Below are 20,141 nucleotides of genomic sequence, written 5' to 3' on the forward strand. Positions count from 1 at the left end.
CATCACGCTTCTAAAAACTTGCCTAGTTCAATGATCATCGCGCCCATCCGTTCTTTTTTAGGATAAATTACACGCCTGACCCCTTCTTCTGACAGAGCTTCGGCTGTGACTTTGCCAACGGCGCATGCAACTGTCGGTCCAGCAAACATATGCAAAAGCTGCTCGTGCCTTCCTGTTTCACTGGCTCTGGCAAATAGCGCCTTTGCTTGTAATGCCGTTGTAAAGCAGACGGCATCGTATTCTTTTTTCTCGAGCAACTCCTCTAAAAACAAGTCAATCGTTTCTCCTTTCGGAGCATAGTGGATATAGGGAAGCCATGCGGACACCATCGCCTTTCCCTCTTTTAAAAACTGTTCCAACGTTGGCGAAGGCAGACCGTACTGCTGAACAATAACTTTTTGGCCGTTCCAGTTGATTTCCTTTAATTGCTCAACTAATTGTGCGGTCGTCCCATCCTCTGACACGACATCCATAGGTATATTTTCTTTCAACAACGCGTTTTTCGCTTTGTAGCCTCGCACAGCAATGCGAGCAGAACGAACTTGCTTTATAAATGCCTCTTTTACCCCTGCTTCCTCTGCAAAAGCGAGCAGCGTCTGGACACCGATGCCAGTCGTAAAAATAAACCAATCGGGCTGTGTAGCAAGCCCTGAGATTATCGCTTCTGTCACGGTTTCTTGATCTTGAATGACCGTGCCTTGCAACGAACGGACGGCACTCGTTGCCCCCTGCTTATGTAAAAGCGCCTCCATTTCTTCCGTTTTCCGCGAAGCAGTTAAGGCCACATGTTTTCCTGCTAGTCCTCCCATTTGTGCCACTCCTTTACTCATAACTATTTTCACTATACCATAGCCTCTTCGTTCCACACCGCCCTTTCGATGTTTAACAATGACCGATTAGGGAAAGATTAAAAAAACGAAACACGTTAAAAATGGGAGTGAAAAAGATGCTGTGGACCATTATTATCATTATTTTAGTATTGTGGCTGCTAGGCTTGATTGCTGACATTGGCGGAGGTCTCATTAACCTGTTGCTAATTGTTGCTTTAGTCGTTTTTATTTTTCAAATGCTCAACATGCGAAAAGGAAAATCGTAACCCTCTCATAAAAGCGCCGCTGCATCGTGTTGCAGCGGCGCTTTTATTATTAGATTGTCCAAGGAAGTTTTAATCTCCGTTAGAGAAGGAATAGCCCCTTACATACTAAACAAGGAGGGGCATTCACAGATGAAAGCAGTTACCTTTCAAGGCAAAAAGCAGATGGAACCAAAGGAAGTACCTGCACCTTCCCTTCAACAAGACACAGACATTATAGTAAAAATTACCGCAAGTGGTATTTGCGGATCGGATTTGCATTTGTATCACGGCGGCATCGTGCCTGAAACCGATTATGTAGTGGGCCATGAACCGATGGGCATCGTCGAGGAAGTCGGGCCAATGGTCAAGTCGTTAAAAAAGGGCGACCGCGTCGTCATTCCTTTTAACGTCAGCTGCGGAGAATGTTTCTTTTGCCAACACCAAATGGAAAGCCAGTGCGACAACTCTAACGGAAACCCTCATTCGGATGCAGGCGGTTTATTTGGTTTTGCTGAGCAGTTTGGAAATTATCCAGGCGGGCAAGCCGAGTATTTGCGCGTGCCTTATGGCGATTTTACGTCATTTAAGCTACCGGCCGAGAGTGAATTGGATGACGAGCAAGTTGTTTTATTATCGGATGTGATCCCTACTGCTTATTGGAGCGTCAAACATGCTGGGGTTTCGACAGGCGATACGGTTATTATTTTAGGTTGTGGGCCGATTGGCTTAATGGCACAAAAATTTGCTTGGCTTCATGGCGCCAAACGTGTTATTGCTGTTGACCAAGTCGCACACCGCCTTGAACATGGAAAACGGACCAACTTAGTGGAAACCTATAACTTCAGCAATACGCCTGACATAGGCAAACAGCTCTATGAAGACACAGAGGGCGGCGCAGACGTTGTCATTGATTGCGTAGGCATGGATGGCACCGTTCCACCAGGAGAAACATTTGGCTCTAGCGGGGACAACCAATTCGGGACAATCCAGCCAATTGTAACTGCCAGCGAAGCTGTACGGAAATTCGGGACGGTGCAAATTACCGGCGTATACGGCTCCGAAGCCAATCAATTCCCAATTAATGATTTTTTCACACGCAATGTTTCTTTAAAAATGGGGCAAGCCCCTGTTGTCCATTTAATGCCCACCCTTTACACCATGATTGAAAGAGGAACGATTGACCCAACTGATATCATTACGCATCGAATGGGGATTGAAGATGCCCCAGACGCTTATCGGATATTTGACCAAAAAGAAGACGGCAACATTAAAACGATTTTTAAATTGTAATGAATGTGCCCCATCACTCAACAAACGAGGAGTGATGGGGCACATCCAAGTGAGCAACGATTTTTGGTGGGCAGACTATGACTAGATACGCTGGGTTTACCTCCAGTCTGATACATGGTTTTTGTTTTCTTGTACACACTAGAGGCATCACAATTGTGGAGGGAAAGCAATGGATATCGTTGACTGGAATCATACTGCCCCGAATTCGATCAAACTGCCGATGACTTCGGCAACGAGCGGGCTTATGCAAAAAGTGACGGAAAAACTTTTTTGTTTAACAACACAAATTGTCAATGTTTGTTTTATCGGCGACCCTACAAAAGCACATGGCTGGGTGTTAATTGATACAGGCATGCCTGGAAAAAGCGACATGATTACAGAGGCGCTCATCAAGCAATTTGGCGAAAGCAACCCGCCATCAGCGATTCTATTAACACATGGCCATTTTGACCACGTAGGCGGCGCTTTTGATTTAGCACAAAATTGGGATGTCCCTATCTACATTCATCCCGACGAGCTGCCTTATGTAACAGGCGAAAAAGCTTATCCGAAACCGGATGCCACTGTCGAAGGAGGGTTAGTAGCCAAGCTATCCCGCTTCTTTCCAAATGAACCGATCCAGCTTGACGACTATGTTAAGCCACTCCCAGACAAACTTGATTTCGCAGGACTTGAGAATGAATGGACATGGCTACACGTACCTGGACATTCCCCTGGTCAAGTTGCCTTTTTCCGTGAGCGGGACAAAGCTTTGCTATCAGCAGATGCGATTATTACTGTGAAGCAAGACGAGTTATTTGACGTCATCACCCAAAATCAACAAATTCAAGGTCCGCCCCGCTACTGGACCACCGATTGGACAGCGGCACATCGCTCCGTCCAAAAGCTCCGGTCATTAGATCCAGCCGTCCTCGTTCCTGGCCATGGATTGCCTCTTTTCGGCCAAGAGCTTCGCGACGGCCTCGCTGGCCTTGACCAGCAATTTGAACGCATCGCTGTTCCTGATTATGGGAAGTATGTGCAGTGACTTAGGGGCTCCCGCGTCTGGCAATACGCATTGCCGGACGCTTTTTTTTGTCATTTCCAAAGAGCCATTTCTGTTTAAAATTTTCTGTACCGGGTAGGTAGTCCAAGAACACTACCATATTCGCCGGGAGGGATATCATTGTTTAAGCGTATTGATAAACTGCAAATTGATTTGCCTGAACTAAATGAACCTGATCCAGAATCAGCTGGCGTGGTGCAAGAATTGTTAGGCGGCCGCTTTGGCGAAATGTCGACGCTGAACAACTATATGTTCCAATCGTTTAATTTCCGCAGCAAAAAAAAGCTTCGCCCTTTTTATGAGTTGATTGCGAGCATTACAGCAGAAGAATTTGGGCATGTAGAGCTTGTCGCCAATACAATTAACCTCTGTTTGGACGGGTCTGTTGGCAATGGCAGCACCAATCCCGACCATGCCCCGCTTAAAGAAGTTCAAGGCATCGGCAACAAATTTAACTTTTTGCTTGGCGGTCAAAATGCGCTGCCAACAGATTCAAGCGGCAAACCATGGACAGGCGACAATGTATTTTCGAGTGGCAACTTAGTCAATGACCTCCTCCACAATTTTTATTTGGAATGCGGCGCCCGCACCCATAAAATGCGTGTTTATCAAATGACGGAGAATGAAACCGCACGGGAGTTAATCGGTTATTTGCTCGTACGAGGAAGTGTCCACGCGGTTGCTTATGCACGGGCGCTCGAAGAAGTCACAGGCGTCAACATGACGAAATTGCTGCCTGTCCCAGACTTGGATAATAGCAAATTCGACCACGCCCATAAATACGAAGCAACGGGCGTGCACCGTAAGCTTTATCGTTTCAGCGATGATGATTATCAATTGCTTAACCGCATTTGGTCTGGTCCGACACCGATTGGCCCTCCAGGTGAATTAGAAGTCGTCGATGGGACACCAGAAGGCGGTAAGATTCCTGATTTAGACCCTGTGCCTGAAGAATACGCACCTGGTTTTGATGAAGAACAGTTTAGAGAGCTCTCCAAGCGACTGCAATATGAAGCTGGGTTATAACAAAAACACGGTTGACAAACAAAACGCCTTTGCCTTTTCAAGGCGTTTTGTTTGTTGTCCTTTTCTGCCTCTTGACTCCATGAAGCGCCTTCTCGCTAGTTTGATATGGGGCGAACAGGGGTAAAGGACATTGTCTTGCTATAATCAACTAGATGAAAGGAAAAAACAAATGCATTTTCTGCACCTTTTTCCGCGCATGCTAAAAAAATTCAAAAATTTGTCCATACGTCAATTTCGCTACGAGATAAAAGCAAATGTTTGGGTCATTTGCTTGTTGTATGCAATCGTAGGCGTCTGCTTAGTTGCAATTGCTTATTGGCTTGACATGGAGCTGTCTTTAGGTGGAGCGGTTCCCCACTTTTTTCAGGCAGACTATGAATTGACGCGGCAAATCGTCAGCTCACTCGTAGCTGGAATCATTACGCTAAATGCATTTACATTAAACTCGATTTTAGTTGTCCTGACGAATTTTTCTGGGCAGTTTACACCGCGGATGCTGACAACGTTTATTTCTGATAAGCGCACCCAACATGTAATGGGGATTTTTAATTTGGTGTTTGTGTTTATTCTTTTTTCGTTTTTTCTGCTTGATCAGCAAGTGACCAATTATTACTTTGCGATTCCGACGATGACGGTTCTGTTTATGTTGAGTGCTGTTGCTGCCTTTATTTATTTCATTAACCACTCTGTTAAATGGATGCAAGTCTCGAATATTATGTTCAATATGAAATGCGAATCGAAAAACCAAATACTAGAGACACTTGGAAAAGATTTGGAGCCTTACAGGACACGGGAACCGAATGGATCTCCGAATGATCTTTGCAACAAGGAGGCGATTACTGTTTGTGCAGCCAAGTCAGGCTACATTCAAATTGTCAATTACAAAAACCTCGTACGGTATGCACAAAAAAACGATCTCATCATTCGATTTGAAAGACGGATCGGCGAATTTGTCTTGGAAGGAACGCCTTTGATGACTTATTGGGAGAGGGGAAGCAACCATGCAAACGTGGAAAAGCTACGGCAATGGGTATACATTGGCGCAAAAAAAACAGAAGTTCAAGACCTTGAATTTGGCATTAACAAGCTAAAAGAAATTGCGATTAAGTCGATTGGCAATGACGATCCTGATACAGCTTCAAATGCCATTTTCCAGTTGACGGATTTGCTTTTGTCGATTTCAAAAGTAACCCGTTTTACGCCTTACTTGACTGATCAAAAAAATGACCTGCGCGTCATAATTAAAAAAGAAACATTTGAATTTTACCTGTACTCCACCTTCTCCCACATCACCATTTATGCCCAAGACGATCCTGTCATCACCAATGATGTCCTTGAAGCCGTTTGCCTTCTTGTCGAGTCAATCGACTCTTCTTATTATCAAATTTCTTGGGAATTCGCTCTTATGGTCGCAAAAGGCTATCGCGCTCCTTTCACGTTCAATTATACGAGAAGCCATTTTCTTGACAGCTTGGAAAAAATAGCGAACACCACAGGAAACCAAGAGGGATACCGATCGTTTGTGGAAGAAGTCAAACAACAGGCTGAGGCGGACTCACGTTCGTAAGCAATTTTTCGCGCCTTTTTGTATACTAAGCCTGTACCTTATTTTATTTCAGGAGGAATGTTGTGAACAAAATAACAAGCATAACGGGAATTCTTTTGGCCGCTTTGACACTTGGCGGCTGTGCCAGCAATGAACAAACGATTACAATTGGCCACAACAATTACGCCGAGTCAATTGCTTTTGCCCATTTATGGAAAACGCTTTTAGAGGACCAAGGTTATCAAGTGGAACTTTCTCTTGTAGAGAAAGCAATGCTTTTTAATGGAGTCGAAAACGGCGATATCGATATCGGCTTTAATACTTGGCTCCCTTTCACTGACCAAGCATATGTCTCACTCGATTCAGAAGAAATAGACGTACAGGCTGATGGCGTCCTGTACGAAGGGACAACCTTAGGGCTGGCTGTCCCTTCGTATATGGATGATGTGGAAACAATTGGGGACTTAGCTGGCTATTTCGACGAGCTAAAGGGAACAATCACAGGGATTGATCCAGGCTCGGCGTTAATGCAATTGACGCAAGACGAAGTCATCGACCATTACGGCTTGGAAGAGTTTACTTTACAATCCTCTTCTGAACAAGCCATGATTGCCGAGCTAGATGCCCGTTACAAAAACGAGGAACCGATTGTCGTCACTCTTTGGAGCCCTCATTGGACATTTGGATCTTACGATTTAAAGTTTCTGGATGACCCAGATCATGTTTATGGCGAGGAAGATGATATTTACTATATGGCTCGCAATGGTTTGGCAGAAGACGAGCCAGATCTTATTCAATGGCTAAATAATTGCCATTTTACAGAGGAAACGCTGTCTGAACTTCTTACGCTGCAACAACAGTATGAGGATGATATTGACGGGGCCGTAGCGGAATGGATCGAAAAACACGAGGATCTAGTTCACGCATGGCTGGAAGGTTAAACGTGAAAAACCCCTTCTCTTTTAAAAGAGAAGGGGTTTTTGCTATTCGACTTCCATCGCTTCCTTAGGCGTTAAAAACACATCAACCGTGTTGATTTGGTAGCCTTCAAACGAATTGACTTTAAACGTATACTTGCCATAGGTGAGCGTTTCTTCTTCTTGAAGATCGTATTTTTGCGTGAGCATCCAGCCGCCAATTGTGTCTGCGTCTTCATCGTCCATATCAATATGGAGCAACTCATTCAATTCGCCAATGAGTGTCTGCCCGCTAATCCGGTAGTGGTGCTCGGCAATTTTTTGAATATGCGGTTCTTCTTCAATATCAAATTCATCATTGATTTCGCCGACGATTTCTTCAATGATGTCCTCCATTGTGACCAAACCAGCCGTGCCACCGTATTCATCAAAAAGGATCGCCATGTGGCTCTGATTTTTCTGCATTTCCACAAGAATGTCGCGGATAGGAACGGACTCAATGATTGTAATGGCAGGACGCATAATTTCCCTTAAATCTAAGGGATGGTCTGGTTCATACGCCAGCTTTCCTAACAGCTCTCGCACATTGACAATCCCGAGGACATGGTCCTTATCTCCATCTGTGACGGGATAGCGGGTATATTTTTGGTCGCGGATTTTCGCAAGAATTTCATCCATATCGTCGTCAATCGTCAGTGTGGCCATTTCCGTCCGCGGAACCATAATTTCTTTGGCAATCCGCTCATCAAACTCAAAAATTTTGTTCACATAATTGTATTCTGCTTGGTTAATCTCCCCGCCTTTGTAGCTTTCTGACAAGATCAAGCGCAGCTCTTCTTCACTATGCGTTACTTCATGTTCACTCATTGGCTGGAATCCAAAAGCTTTCACGATCAGACGGGCAGAACCGTTCAAAAGCCATATAAATGGGTAGAGCAAGAGATAGAACCAGATGAGCGGCCGGGCGATCCATAGCGTCACCTGTTCTGCTCGTTGAATCGCAATCGTCTTCGGAGCAAGTTCACCAATGACAACATGCAAAAACGTTGCAAATAGAAAAGAGATAAGAAACGAAATCGTCGTTACTAACGCATCGCTAATCGCAAAGGAGCCAATGACAGGATGGAGCAACCGCTCAAATGTCGGCTCTGCCAAACGACCGATCCCGAGGGCCGTAATCGTGATTCCTAATTGGCAGGCAGATAAATACTCGTCCAAGTGGGTAACAACTTTTTTCGCTGCTAACGCGCGTTTGCTGCCGCCCTCAATATGGGGTTCAAGTTGTGTACTTCGTATTTTTACAATCGCAAATTCAGACGCAACGAAAAACGCAGTGAGCGCAATTAAAACCGCTACGCCGATCAAATTAATCATTATGCCTATGTCCAATCAATTCCCTTATATAAGGGATTCACCTCCGCAATTGATTCGTGGATTGACGTTCATTTAATGACATTTATACGCATTACAGCTTCGTTTAGCCTTTTCATCATCACATCGCCTTCTTTCAAGCCACCTTTCTCGGTAGTATTTACAATTGGCTCAATTTCATTAGAAAACATGGGTAATTGACCAAAGGCGAATGAAATGTAGCTGTTTTGTCTGCATGTTTCTGCTTAGTGGCAAACAAGGCACGAGGCCGCTCCATTTTATACTTAATATATTATTATAACGAATATATGTTAAGATACGATTAATAAACCGTGTAAAAATGTCGCAATTGCTCCTCATTGTCTTAAAGCGGTTATTTACATTAGACATCACTACCTGTAAAAAAACGCCAGCATTTTTGCCAGCGCCCGTCTCTTTATTTAAATTCATTTCTAAGTTTTTGTCCCCGATCAACCGCTGCTGCGTTCAATCAATTTGCCATGGACAACGAGCCTTCCTTCTGTTGGGTGAAGGCGATAATCGCATGTGGAAAGGGTAATAATTTGATCGTTTACAGTTACCTCTGTTTCAGCTTGAAAAAGCGAGCGTTCTTGAATATCGGTTAAAAAAGCTTCGTACGCATCATCTGATTGAAAATCGGTTTCTATATAATAAAAATCTGTTTTCGTTTGGTAAACAGAAAAGACTTCAATATCATACTGCGCGTCTGTTGTGTCATAAAACATGTCTGGCTGGTTATAAAAAAAAGACTGGTCCGTAAAGGCAGTAAGGTCGCTGAACATAGACGAATCTTTCATGCGATGCCCGTATAAGATCCGGTTTCGCTCCTCTCCCCCAATGTGATTGCGGTAATCCATAAAAATACTGCCTGCTCGTGTTTCCTCGCCTTTATAGTTGCGGTTTAAGTAATATTCATTATCGTGCCCTTGCAAGACTGGATAATCAATATTGGTCCCGCCAATAAAAATCCAGCCGACTATGTCATCGTTGATCGCGTGCAAACCTGAAAAAGCCGATTGCTGCAAATCCTGTAAGGCAGTGCCCTCTTTGCCTTGTCTAGCGGTTGGGCGATTGCTCCTTTCGTACAGCTGTTGGGCTTCCGCCAATACTGTACGATTGTTCCAGTAATCATAACCGATTTGAATCAAATTGGCGCAAGCATAAACAAACACGCATGCGAACAAGAAAGATATGACTTTGCTAATGGCTTGTTTCAATCCCCTCCCCCCTTTCTAAATACCAACTGGCAACAATACGAGGCCCGCTTCCGCGTCATCGCGCAAAACAGCACGAACGCCATAAATGTTTTCTACCATTTCTTCCGTCACCACTTCTCTTGGCAAGCCAGCTTTGACAATGCTTCCTGCCTGCATAACGATGAGCTCATCGCTGTATTGAATGGCTTGGTTTAAATCATGGAGCACCATCACAATTGTTGTCTTTTTTAACCGATTTAGTGAGCGCACAAGTTCCAATACTTCTAACTGATGGTACAAATCAAGGTACGTAGTCGGTTCGTCTAAAAGCAGGATGTTTGTTTTTTGTGCAAGCGCTAACGCAATCCAAGCTCGCTGTTGCTCGCCTCCAGAAAGAGACAACAACGGCAAATGGGCCTTGTTTTCTAATTTAGTCGCTTCAAGCGCTTCATTTACCGCAAGCTCGTCCTCTTCTTTCCAGTTGGAAAATCGTTTCCGATAAGGAAAGCGCCCATACGCGACTAATTTTTTGACTGTAATGTCAGCCGGTGCTTCATTTTGCTGGTAGACAACCGCCAAATGTCGAGCCAATTCTTTCGCCCGGTAAGAAGAAAGCGTCTTGCCGTCTACCACGACTTCGCCTTTTATAGGAGTCAAGCGATTTGCTAGCAAGGAGAGCAATGTCGACTTTCCAGAGCCATTTGGGCCAATGATTGTAGTAATAGCCCCTGGGCGGATCGCGGCATTAATGTGATTGATTGTCTTTTCATGATGACGATAAGAAAACGATAAATTACGAATGTCCATTCATTTGCTCCCTCTTTCTCAACAAGAAAATCAGGAATGGGCCGCCAATGATCGACATGAGAATCGATGCAGGAATCTCATTCGGTGCAAGGAGAAGGCGCCCAATCGTGTCAGCTGCGAGCAAAAGACTTGCGCCAGCCAATGCGCAAAATGGCAACAGCATTTTATAATCAGACCCAACCAACTGCCGACCAATATGGGGCACAAGCAGCCCTAAAAAGGCAATCACACCAGCAATCGCCGTCGCCGTCGACGCAAGCACCACCGCTGCAAACGAAACAAGAAGCCTTGCAGGAATGACACGCATGCCGAGGCTGCTTGCTGTGCGATCATTTAAAACTAATAAATTGCATATCGAATACAGGCAAAGGGAGAGCACAATCGCCACCCCGCCATAAAACAGCATAACGTTGGCGTCTGCCCATGTTTTCATCGACAATGTCGACGTCGTGGCTGCTGATATGCTTGTCACCGAATAGCTGCCTCTGTAATTAAATGCTTCGGCAAGACCGCTAAACGTTGCGTGGATAGCCACGCCAATCAATACGAGCTTTAAAGGATGTAAACCGTCTTTCCAAGATAATGAGTAAACGAGGCCACAGGCGACCATGCCGCCAAGAAAGGCAAACAGTGGCATATAATAAAACAGTTGCGGGAAGATCGTAACCGCTAACAACGCCGTAAAATTAGCTCCTGACGAAATGCCGATAATACTCGGGTCGGCAATCGGGTTGCGCATGACAGCTTGCAACAACGCGCCAGCAACCGCTAAAGCAGCACCGGCAAAACTGGCGATAATGATACGCGGAAAGCGGAGATCATAAATGACATTGACTTCTTCATCTGCTTTGCTAATAACCCCGTGCACAAGCTGTGAAAAGGGCACACGAATGCTGCCGCTCATCACCGACCAGTACAACAAGCCTAGTAGCAATCCAGCAAGACTAATAAACACAACCGTCTTTTTCATTTAATCGCCCGCCTCTGGATAGAGCATCGCTTCTAGTTCATCTAACGCTTCAACTACAGCGATATTGCCAGTCGTCCCAAACAACAGCTCTTCTAAATCATAAACGCGCCCATTTTTGACAGCGTTAAAATGTTTCCAAATGTCATTGGTTTTAAATTCCTCATCAAACATTTCAACGACTTCCTCTGGCATCCCATGGGCAGCTCGCAAAATCACATCTGGATTGGCCTGTTGCAAATATTCCGTATTGGACGCTAAATACTCAGCCTCCTCTTCTCCTTGAACAATATTTTCCCCGCCTGCAAGACGGACAAGGTCGCCAATGTAAGAATGCTCAGTCGCGACCAAATAACTTCCTGGCACGCCCATTAAAATCAATACGGACGGCGAATCCGCGTCCTTTGTCTGTTTTTGCAGCTCGCTAATCCGTTCATTAAAACGAGCGACGAGACGATTGGCTTGTTCTTCTCGTTGATAGGCCTCGCCCATTTCCAAGATTTCTTCACTCATCGCTTCCACGCTTTGAAAGTTCAAAAACTTAGCGTCAATACCAGCTTGAGCAAACGGCTCTTCCAAGTCAGCCTCTAGCGTTGTCACACTCCAAACGACATCAGCGTCCAAACTGCGAATTTGTTCCATGTCTGGGCTCATAGGGTTGCCAATTTCCGTGACGTTCTCATAACGTACAGGCAGCTCTTTATAGCTAGTCGGAATGCCGACAAGCTCCAAGTTAAGAGCGTCGGCTAATTCTGTTGCAGAGACAGTCGTCGCCACGATCCGAGCTGGCTGCTCGTCTAATGGTTCGACTCCCTCCTCTGCTTTTTTCCCAGTAGCCCCTTCACTTGCTGGCTGACACGATGCAAGCATCACGGCTGCTGCCGCTATACCAACAGGTGTTCTCAGTTTCATTGCAAACAAGCTCCTTTTTAAAAGCCCTGGCCAAACAAGCGGCCAGGGCTTTTCATTAATTGGCTGAAAACCGCTTGTTGCGGCGTTTCCAAATAAAATAGATACTTGATGCGACGAGCAAGGCCGCATACAAACCAATCATCGCCATATCGCCCGTTTTGGCATTGGCAACATGATCACCGCTTAATTGCTTTAGCCCATTCTCATCTTTTAGTTGGCCCCGCTTATAATCAAGGTTTTCCCCATTCGGCCCTTTGCCGTTTTGACCAACATTGCCCGTATTGTTATCATTGCCGTTATTGCCTTTTTTTGTTGGCTCTGTCGCTGGAGGGGGTGTTTCCCCTTTTTCAATCAGGTTAAGGCTAGCTGTGTCAAACGCAATTTGCACATCGTATTTATTGTCATAACCAATATCAGGAACAATGACATGCACCCATGCGTTGACGCGTGTTTCTAATGAGTCTGTTTCAAAACGGACTACGCGTTTCCTAGCTGCTTCATCTTCAGAAACCACTTCAGGGCGCTCGCCTTCAATCTTTAAATCGTTATACCAGTCGCTATGTGTCAATGTGAGATCAACGGTATACTCGCCGTCTTTCACATAAACGGTCGCCGGCTTCTCCGTATAGCCATCCATCACTGAAATGTCTTCAGTGCCGTCTTTGTAAACAGCGAAATCCACTTCGTAACGACCATCTTCTAACTGGTTAACGTCAACAGGCGGTTCGTTTCCATTGTTTCCTCCATTTCCGCCATTGCCGCCAGGATTTCTGCTGTTTCCGCCGTTGTGATTGTTTCCTCCATGATTGCCAGTATTTCCACCGTTATTTCCATTTTGTCCCTCTCCAGGATCTGGGCTTCCTGGCAACTCAGGATCCGGATCCTTCTCAATCAACTTAATCGAATCGACGTCAAATGCCAGTTGTGTGTTGTACTCATTGTCATACTCAAATCCTGGAATGTCTTTGACGACAATGTGCACCCAAGCGTTCGTTTTTTCGTTAAGGTTACTAACAGGGAAACGGACAACACGTTTATCAGCCTCTACGTCCGTTAAAACAACCTCAGGCCGTTCCCCTGCAATCTTAAGATCCTCATACCAACTGCTGTGAAGCAACGTTAAATCAACAGTAAACTCGCCATCCTCCACGTACAAAGTCGCTGGTTTTTCCGTGTAGCCATCCATAACCGAGACGTCCTCTGTGCCATCTTTCAAAAAGGTAAAGTCAATTTCATAACGTCCATTGGCGAGATTGTCTATTTTTCCGCTAGGGGCTGTTCCAGAGTTGCCTGTTCCTGGCTTTTCAGTCCCTGGTTCCTCGGCACTTGGCTCTTCTGTTCCTGGCTCTTCAGTTCCTGGTTCTTCTGCTCCCGGTTCCTCAGTTCCTGGCTCTTCAGTTCCTGGTCCGTCGGTGCCTGGCTCTTCTGTTGCTGGCTCCTCTGCTCCTGGTTCCTCAATACCTGGTTCTTCGGTGCCTGGTTCTTCAGGTGCAGGCAACGCTTCAATTCCTTCAACATCAAACAACAGACGGAAACTTTGTGTATTTTCATATACGTCTCCGTTTGGCATTGAAACGCGCATCGACACGTTTGCGTTTGCTGGCTTGTCCAAATCTGTTACCGTATATGCATACGTACGGGTATTGGCCTCTCCGTCTTCTTTGACAACCTCGCCATCGTAAAACGTGCCATTCTCTTCAAGTTGGAGCGCTGTAATTTGATGGCTGTCTTTCACTGTTAAGGCAACCGTTTGAACACCGTCTTTCACGCTCAACTGAGCTGGATTTACTAAATAACGGCTCATCGTCGAATCGCGGTCTTCTGTTGCATGCTTAGCTGCGAATGGAATCGTATACTCGCCATCTTCCAGTACGACTGGTTCCTCCGTTCCCGGTTCTTCAGTACCTGGCTCCTCTGTGCCTGGTTCCTCAGTGCCTGGCTCTTCGGTGCCTGGCTCTTCGGTGCCTGGTTCTTCGGTGCCTGGCTCTTCGGTGCCTGGTTCTTCGGTGCCTGGCTCTTCGGTGCCTGGCTCTTCGGTGCCTGGTTCTTCGACAGTTGGAGGCTCGTCTAATTCAATTATGGAGATTCCATTTATGTCAAAAACAATTTGCACATCATATTTATTGTCGTATTCGAATCCAGGGATGCCAGTAACAATGATGTGGACATAGGCATCAAGTTTTTCATCTAATTGGGAAACGGGAAAACGGACGACGCGTTCATTTTTGCCCGTATCCTCGGAAATCGTTTCTGGCTGTGCGCCTTCGACCTTAAAGTCTTGGTACCAGTTGCTATTCGTAAGCGTCATATCAATTTCATAGCTGCCGTCTTTTACATAAAGCGTGGCTGGCTTTTTTGTATAACCATCCATGACCGACGTCTCATCAGTTCCATTTTTAAGCACTTTAAAAGGGATTTCATAAGTACCGTTTTGCAATGGCTCGCTGGCTGCCGAAGCTGTGTTTGCAAATGTCGGCAGCACGGTAGCGAATACAAGCAAGAGAGAAAGAAATCCATTAATCAAACGGTTTCGCACATTCATGTTTACCTCTCCTCCTTCACGAAACTTGTCTTAGACGTTTGCGAAGGAGTACAATAGCACTGACGATGGCAAGGCTGCTAAGCAAAGCAATGGGTGCGGCATCGTTTGTTTGCGGATTGTCCTCCTCCGTTGGTTTGCTTGTGTCTGTGTGTGTGCGTTTGCCTTCGTCTTCAGACGATTGGGCCGTTCCCAGCGGCTCATCGTCTTTTTTATCTTCTTGGTTTTTGTCTTCTTCGCTTGATGCAGCCGTTTCCAAAGCAGTTAAACTATTTTCATTAAAATCAAAGCGAATCGTGTAATGATGGTCATAATCAATATCAGGAACGATCACATGGATTTTTGCTTCGGTCATGTCGTCAATTCCTTCAAGGGGAAATTGCACAACTCTTGTATCGGCCCCTTCATCTTCCGAAACGACAGCTACATCTGCAAAACCGCCATTTGTTGGCGTTTGGAATGCAACAATCCATGAACTATGGTTTAGTTTCATTTCTGCTGTGATCTCACCGTTTTTAACATGCAATGTTGCTGGCTTCTCCCAGTAGTCATTGGCAATGGAAGCCGAAGGATCAGTTGCATGCATGACCGTATAATCAATCGTATAGGTCCCGTCTGCTAGCTCGGCACTGGCGTAGTCAGAATTAGCTCCGAGCACGAACAGCGCGACCATACTTAGCAGAAACATCATATTTCTTAGTCGAATACCCATTGTTCTCCTCCCTTAGTCGTTGTACTGCTTGGTAAAAGACCCCTTTATTATTGTGCTTGTGCAATCGGCATGCGAACTACTTCAACATCGTAAAATTCGATTTCATTGCCTAAGATATAATCTGGGCGAGCGTTTCGGCCTGAATGTGCTTCACGGAAAGCTTCGCTTTTCGTCCACGCATGAAAATCGGCTTTCGTTTCCCAACGGGTGCTAATTGTTACTTCATCGACCTCTTTTTCCTTTGCGTTAACAAGGACTTCAAGGCCAAGAAACCCTTTTTGCATTTCAATTTTGCCAATCTTGTCAAAACGCTTAACGAGTTTATGGCCTTCCCCTTTACGAATCAACGTTTTGTTTGCCACAATCACCATTTTATTTCCTCCTCTTTTTTCACATTGTCGCTGCCGTTCTGCTTACACGTATGCTCACCTCCTTTACTAAAACGACGCGCGCTAATGCGTTATTTTGTTGTACTTAAGCAAAACCAGGAAAAACGGCGCTCCGAGACAAGCGAGCAAAATGCCGACTGGAAGCTCGATTGGATCAAACACTGTTCTGGCCACAGTGTCTGTTAAAACAACAAGGGCTGCTCCGCCAATAATCGAAAATGGCAGCAAATAGCGGTAATCACTGCCGATAAAAAGACGGACCATATGGGGAACGACAAGGCCGACAAAACTGAGCAAACCAGCGACGCTCACTGCCGCTCCTGCTAAAAAAGCGGCAAGCAAAATAAGCCACAAGCGAAACCGTTCGACTGGCGCGCCAAGCAATCGTGCCGTGTCATCACCTAACAGCAACAAATTGATTGGTCTAATTGCAAAAATCGATAACAACAGCCCTATTAATGCATAAGGCAGGACAAATTCAACATGAAACCAACCTCTTCCTTGAAATCCTCCTGCTAACCAAGGAAGAATCGACTGGACCCTATCACTAAATAAAATAAAAATTCCGCTTTGAATTGCTCCAAAAAAGGCATTCACTGCAATTCCAGCTAAAATAAGCTTCAAAGGAGAAGTGCCTTTTTCCCAGGCAAGTACATAAATCGTTCCCGTTGCTAAAAGCGCACCGATAAAAGCAAAGCCAGGAAGCAAATAGCCTAGCTGTGGCAATGCGACCATGGCGATGCTTGCAGCAAGCCCTCCTCCCGCTGTCACGCCAATGATGCTTGGATCGGCTAATGGATTTTTCATTAAACCTTGCAATATCGCGCCAGAGGCCGCTAAGCATGCCCCTGCAAGTGCGGCGACTATAATACGCGGCAACCTAATATTCGCAATCACCGCTCGGGTTGTTTCCGTGCCTTCTCCCATTAAAACCGCACCAATGTCTCCTAACGAAAATGGCACAGCTCCTAGCATAAGCCCACCGGCCATCGAAACGAGCAAAACCAATGGCAAAGAGATCAAAAGTCCTTTTCTTCTTCTAGCCCGTTTAGCAAGCACTAGCTCGCTCACTGTTCTGCACCGTCTTCTTCTAGTAACGCACGCATATAATCAAGCGCTTCCGTTATGTTTGTGCCAGGATTGGTGCCAAACAAATTAGCAGGCAAAATCTCAAGCTTCCCTTCTTTAACAGCTGGCAACTGCGACCAGCCAGCATGTTGCTCCATTTCCTTGATAAAACCATCCTGGACGTTGGCAGGATCACCATGGGCCATAAATAAGATCCGATCTGGATTTGCTTCCATAATCCGTTCTGGCGAAAGCGCCGCATATTGTGGAAAATCATCTAACTGTTCAAAAGACGCCGCTACGTTTTCTCCGCCTGCAATGTCGAGAATGTCACCGGCCAGCGAATTTGGAAGCGCTGCTAAATTGGAACCAGGCGCTCCATAAACAAGCAGTACTTTATCTTTTTTATGTAAAGGGTTGGCAGAAAGCTCTTGCTTTTTTTCTTTAATTGTCGCGATCTGTTTCTCTGCTTCTTCCTGCTCTTGCAATGCTTGACCGATCAACTCGATTTGTTGTTCAATTTCGCTGACAGAATTGGCGCTAGTAAGGAGAACATCGGCGCCCATTCCTTCTATAGCAGGGACATCCTTCTCATTCATCGGGAAACTACCAAGTACTAGATCAGGATTGGCAAACGTTAAACGTTCCATGTCAATTTCATGGGACGACCCTACTTGCGCGGCCTCTTTTGCTTCCGCTACAATAGCAGGTTCTGCGCTCGTCGGCCTTCCAACAACCTCCTTCCCTAAGGCATAAACAATATCTAGCTCACCATTTCCTAATACAGCGATTCGCTCAGGGGGGTGTTCAAAGGAAACCGTTCGCTCTGCGAAGTCGGTGACAGAATAAGCCCCTTCCTTACTAGGCTCTTTGTTCTCTGTTTCTGAACTGGCCCCTTGGCAACCTGCAAGCAATAGAAAAACCGCAAAAGCACATGCTTTTTTATTCATTTCATTCACACCTTAAAGATAATGAGAATCAATATCATTTACCATTCAATTATTATGATAATGAGAATCAATATCAATGTCAATTGCTAGTTTCATTGTTTTTCAAGTTTCTTGTTCTTTTTGTTAAATATTGTTGCTTGTTGATAACAAGTGTTTTGGACAAAAAACAACCGCTAGGAGGGCCTATGCTATCCTAGCAGTTATCGGCAACACCATTTGACTGATTGATTGGTTAAGGCTTCAAAACCACTTTGATGCAGCCATCTTTCTTATTATTAAATAGATCGTACCCTTTTGGCGCATCACTTAGAGCAAGTTTATGGGTGATAATGCTTGTTGGATTAATCAACCCTTTGCTGATTTGTTCATACAGCGTCTCCATATAGGCGCGTGCAGGCGCCTGTCCCATTTTTAAAGTGACATTGCGGCTAAAAAATGCGCCTAAAGGAAAGAGGTTATAATTGCCACCGTACACGCCAGTCAATTGGACGATGCCGCATTTTTTGACGGCCTTAGTAGCGATTTGGATTGGCCCTAATGTCCCGCCTTGTAATTTCAATTTTTGTTCCACCATTTCTAATGGAGACTTTTTTCCGTCCATGCCAACGCAATCAATGACGACGTCTGCGCCGCCTTTTGTCAATTCTTTTAATGTTTCGCCTATGTCTTTGTCTTTTGTAAAATCAAATGTTTCCGTGTGATTCATTTGCCGTGCCTTTTCGAGCCGATAATCAAAATAATCGACAGCAATGACCCGTTCTGCCCCTTGTTGCCAGGCAAATGCTTGCGTCATCAAGCCGACTGGGCCGCAGCCAAGCACAATGACTGTATCGCCTTTCTTTACGCCTGCATGCACGACGCTCCAATATGCAGTTGGGAGAACATCAGATAAAAACAACACTTGCTCGTCCTCTAATTCGCAATCGTCTGGCAAACGAAATGGCGTGTAATTGCCAAAAGGGACACGCAAATATTCTGCTTGTCCGCCTGGATAATCGCCGAATTTTTCCGAGTAGCCAAATAAACCTCCGGAATCATAATGAGGATTTGAGCGGTCGCACTGGCTTTCTTGGTGGTTTTGGCAATAAGAACAATGTCCGCATGCGACTGTAAAGGGGATCACCACTCGGTCTCCCTTTTTGACTTTCGTTACTTCTGGCCCTGTTTCTTCAACGATGCCCATTGGTTCGTGCCCGATAACAAACCCTTTTGGCGTATACATATTGCCTTGGTACAAATGCAAATCCGAGCCGCAAATCGCTGTTGACGTAATGCGGACAATGACGTCTTCTGGATCTTGGATTTCCGGTGCTTTTATAGTCGATACTTCCACATGATTCATTCCCTGGTACGTGACAGCTTTCATTCAATAAACCTCCTTTAAAGGATAGTTTGTCAAAGCTTATTGATGCTATTCATCCTCCACACTCCATTCTCAAAACAATGCTTTTTCTAGTCTTTCTTTTTCGTTATAATCAAGGAAAGGAGAATGCTGATATGAACAAACGATCCCCATTCAATGACCACTGGAACTCTAATTTGTACGATAATCGCCATGCATTTGTCTCAAAATTCGGAAACCATCTTCTCGAATTATTGCAGCCAACAAAAAAGGAAGCCATCCTTGATCTCGGCTCAGGGACTGGCGATTTAGCAAATGAGTTGGCCAAACTTGGGGCAGTCGTCACAGGCGTCGACCAATCGTCGAATATGGTTGCTAAGGCCCGTTCAAAATATCCACACCTTTTATTTGACATGGCCGATGCCACCAACCTGCCTTTCACTGAAACGTTCGATGCCGTCTTATCCAATGCGGTCTTGCATTGGGTATTAGACGCGGAAGCCGCATTAAAAAGCATATGGAGGGCACTAAAACCAGGAGGGCGTTTTGTCGCCGAATTCGGCGGCAAAGGGAACGTTGAAACGATCACAACGGAATTAGTTGCTCAAATTAAGCAGGCAGGATATCCATATTCGAGCAAGCAATTCCCTTGGTATTTCCCTTCCATTGGGGAATATACTTCTTTAATGGAGAAAACAGGCTTTTCCGTTTCATTTGCCCGGCTTTATGAACGGCCAACCCCATTAGAAGGAGCAGACGGCTTCCGCAATTGGCTTGAAATGTTTGCAAATCCTTTCTTTAACGAAATCGATGAACAGGACAAACAAGCGATTATCGCCAAAACAGAAATCGCCCTTCAACCAGTTCTGATGGAAGAAGGGCAGTGGATCGCCGATTACAAACGGCTTATGGTGGTTGGCTACAAAATACCTATAAAATAGCAAAAACAATCCGCTGGCAATCCAGCG

19 protein-coding genes are annotated in these 20,141 nt (G+C 45.3%); 7 read left to right on the top strand and 12 right to left on the bottom strand.

Features of this window, described 5'->3' with window-relative positions:
* Window positions 1-2: 2 nt before the first annotated feature.
* The gene (locus BUC05_RS15705) at window positions 3-809 is read right to left on the bottom strand and encodes a uroporphyrinogen-III synthase (RefSeq protein WP_035203169.1); all 807 of its coding nucleotides are present in this window, start codon (window positions 807-809) and stop codon (window positions 3-5) included.
* 137 nt (window positions 810-946) lie between these two features.
* On the opposite strand from BUC05_RS15705, the gene BUC05_RS21290 reads away from it, so the two are divergent.
* The 6 genes from BUC05_RS21290 (at window position 947) to BUC05_RS15730 (ending at window position 6,923) form a co-directional block, all read left to right on the top strand.
* Entirely contained in the window at window positions 947-1,096 is a 150-nt protein-coding gene (locus BUC05_RS21290) for a lmo0937 family membrane protein (RefSeq protein WP_011248251.1), read from the top strand.
* A 129-nt stretch (window positions 1,097-1,225) separates the two neighbouring features.
* Entirely contained in the window at window positions 1,226-2,365 is a 1,140-nt protein-coding gene (locus tag BUC05_RS15710; protein WP_035203172.1) for an alcohol dehydrogenase catalytic domain-containing protein, read from the top strand.
* Between the two features lie 169 nt (window positions 2,366-2,534).
* Window positions 2,535-3,392, top strand: coding sequence for an MBL fold metallo-hydrolase (locus tag BUC05_RS15715; protein ID WP_035203174.1), 858 nt, complete (start codon window positions 2,535-2,537; stop codon window positions 3,390-3,392).
* A 138-nt stretch (window positions 3,393-3,530) separates the two neighbouring features.
* Window positions 3,531-4,436, top strand: a complete 906-nt coding sequence (locus tag BUC05_RS15720) for a manganese catalase family protein (RefSeq protein ID WP_035203175.1) — start codon at window positions 3,531-3,533, stop codon at window positions 4,434-4,436.
* Window positions 4,437-4,605: 169 nt separating this feature from the next.
* Window positions 4,606-6,003, top strand: coding sequence for a DUF2254 domain-containing protein (locus BUC05_RS15725; RefSeq protein ID WP_035203671.1), 1,398 nt, complete (start codon window positions 4,606-4,608; stop codon window positions 6,001-6,003).
* A gap of 62 nt (window positions 6,004-6,065) precedes the next feature.
* Window positions 6,066-6,923 (top strand): glycine betaine ABC transporter substrate-binding protein, encoded by an 858-nt coding sequence (locus BUC05_RS15730; RefSeq protein WP_073305320.1) that lies wholly within the window; start codon window positions 6,066-6,068, stop codon window positions 6,921-6,923.
* A gap of 42 nt (window positions 6,924-6,965) precedes the next feature.
* Here BUC05_RS15730 and BUC05_RS15735 read toward each other — a convergent pair whose 3' ends face one another.
* From BUC05_RS15735 to BUC05_RS15785, 11 genes are all read right to left on the bottom strand, one after another.
* Window positions 6,966-8,273, bottom strand: coding sequence for a hemolysin family protein (locus BUC05_RS15735; protein ID WP_053856836.1), 1,308 nt, complete (start codon window positions 8,271-8,273; stop codon window positions 6,966-6,968).
* Between the two features lie 467 nt (window positions 8,274-8,740).
* On the bottom strand, window positions 8,741-9,508 hold the full coding sequence (gene srtB / locus BUC05_RS15740; protein WP_011248258.1) for a class B sortase: 768 nt from the start codon (window positions 9,506-9,508) through the stop codon (window positions 8,741-8,743).
* A gap of 15 nt (window positions 9,509-9,523) precedes the next feature.
* Window positions 9,524-10,294: an ABC transporter ATP-binding protein gene (locus BUC05_RS15745; RefSeq protein WP_035203178.1), complete on the bottom strand. Its 771-nt coding sequence runs from the start codon at window positions 10,292-10,294 to the stop codon at window positions 9,524-9,526.
* The gene (locus tag BUC05_RS15750) at window positions 10,281-11,264 is read right to left on the bottom strand and encodes a FecCD family ABC transporter permease (RefSeq protein ID WP_035203180.1); all 984 of its coding nucleotides are present in this window, start codon (window positions 11,262-11,264) and stop codon (window positions 10,281-10,283) included. The genes BUC05_RS15745 and BUC05_RS15750 overlap by 14 nt, the downstream gene beginning before the upstream one ends.
* The gene (gene isdE, locus BUC05_RS15755) at window positions 11,265-12,173 is read right to left on the bottom strand and encodes a heme ABC transporter substrate-binding protein IsdE (protein WP_035203182.1); all 909 of its coding nucleotides are present in this window, start codon (window positions 12,171-12,173) and stop codon (window positions 11,265-11,267) included.
* Window positions 12,174-12,228: 55 nt separating this feature from the next.
* The gene (locus tag BUC05_RS15760; RefSeq protein WP_073305323.1) at window positions 12,229-14,715 is read right to left on the bottom strand and encodes an NEAT domain-containing protein; all 2,487 of its coding nucleotides are present in this window, start codon (window positions 14,713-14,715) and stop codon (window positions 12,229-12,231) included.
* Between the two features lie 16 nt (window positions 14,716-14,731).
* A complete protein-coding gene (gene isdC / locus BUC05_RS15765; RefSeq protein ID WP_035203187.1) occupies window positions 14,732-15,424 on the bottom strand; it encodes a heme uptake protein IsdC in 693 nt (230 codons plus the stop codon).
* Window positions 15,425-15,471: 47 nt separating this feature from the next.
* Window positions 15,472-15,795, bottom strand: coding sequence for a heme oxygenase (gene isdG / locus BUC05_RS15770; protein ID WP_011248264.1), 324 nt, complete (start codon window positions 15,793-15,795; stop codon window positions 15,472-15,474).
* 81 nt (window positions 15,796-15,876) lie between these two features.
* A complete protein-coding gene (locus BUC05_RS15775) occupies window positions 15,877-16,884 on the bottom strand; it encodes a FecCD family ABC transporter permease (protein ID WP_051881172.1) in 1,008 nt (335 codons plus the stop codon).
* Complete coding sequence (locus tag BUC05_RS15780) at window positions 16,881-17,831, bottom strand: ABC transporter substrate-binding protein (RefSeq protein WP_073305325.1); 951 nt, start codon at window positions 17,829-17,831, stop codon at window positions 16,881-16,883. Before BUC05_RS15780 ends, BUC05_RS15775 begins: the two co-directional genes overlap by 4 nt.
* Window positions 17,832-18,063: 232 nt before the next feature.
* Window positions 18,064-19,197, bottom strand: coding sequence for a zinc-dependent alcohol dehydrogenase (locus tag BUC05_RS15785; protein ID WP_035203194.1), 1,134 nt, complete (start codon window positions 19,195-19,197; stop codon window positions 18,064-18,066).
* A gap of 131 nt (window positions 19,198-19,328) precedes the next feature.
* Here BUC05_RS15785 and BUC05_RS15790 point away from each other — a divergent pair, with 131 nt between their 5' ends.
* Window positions 19,329-20,114 carry a class I SAM-dependent methyltransferase gene (locus tag BUC05_RS15790; RefSeq protein WP_035203198.1) on the top strand — a complete coding sequence of 262 codons (786 nt, stop codon included), beginning with the start codon at window positions 19,329-19,331 and terminating at the stop codon, window positions 20,112-20,114.
* Window positions 20,115-20,141: the final 27 nt, after the last annotated feature.

The organism is Shouchella rhizosphaerae (genome assembly GCF_900142675.1).
Taxonomy (GTDB): domain Bacteria; phylum Bacillota; class Bacilli; order Bacillales; family Bacillaceae_D; genus Shouchella; species Shouchella rhizosphaerae.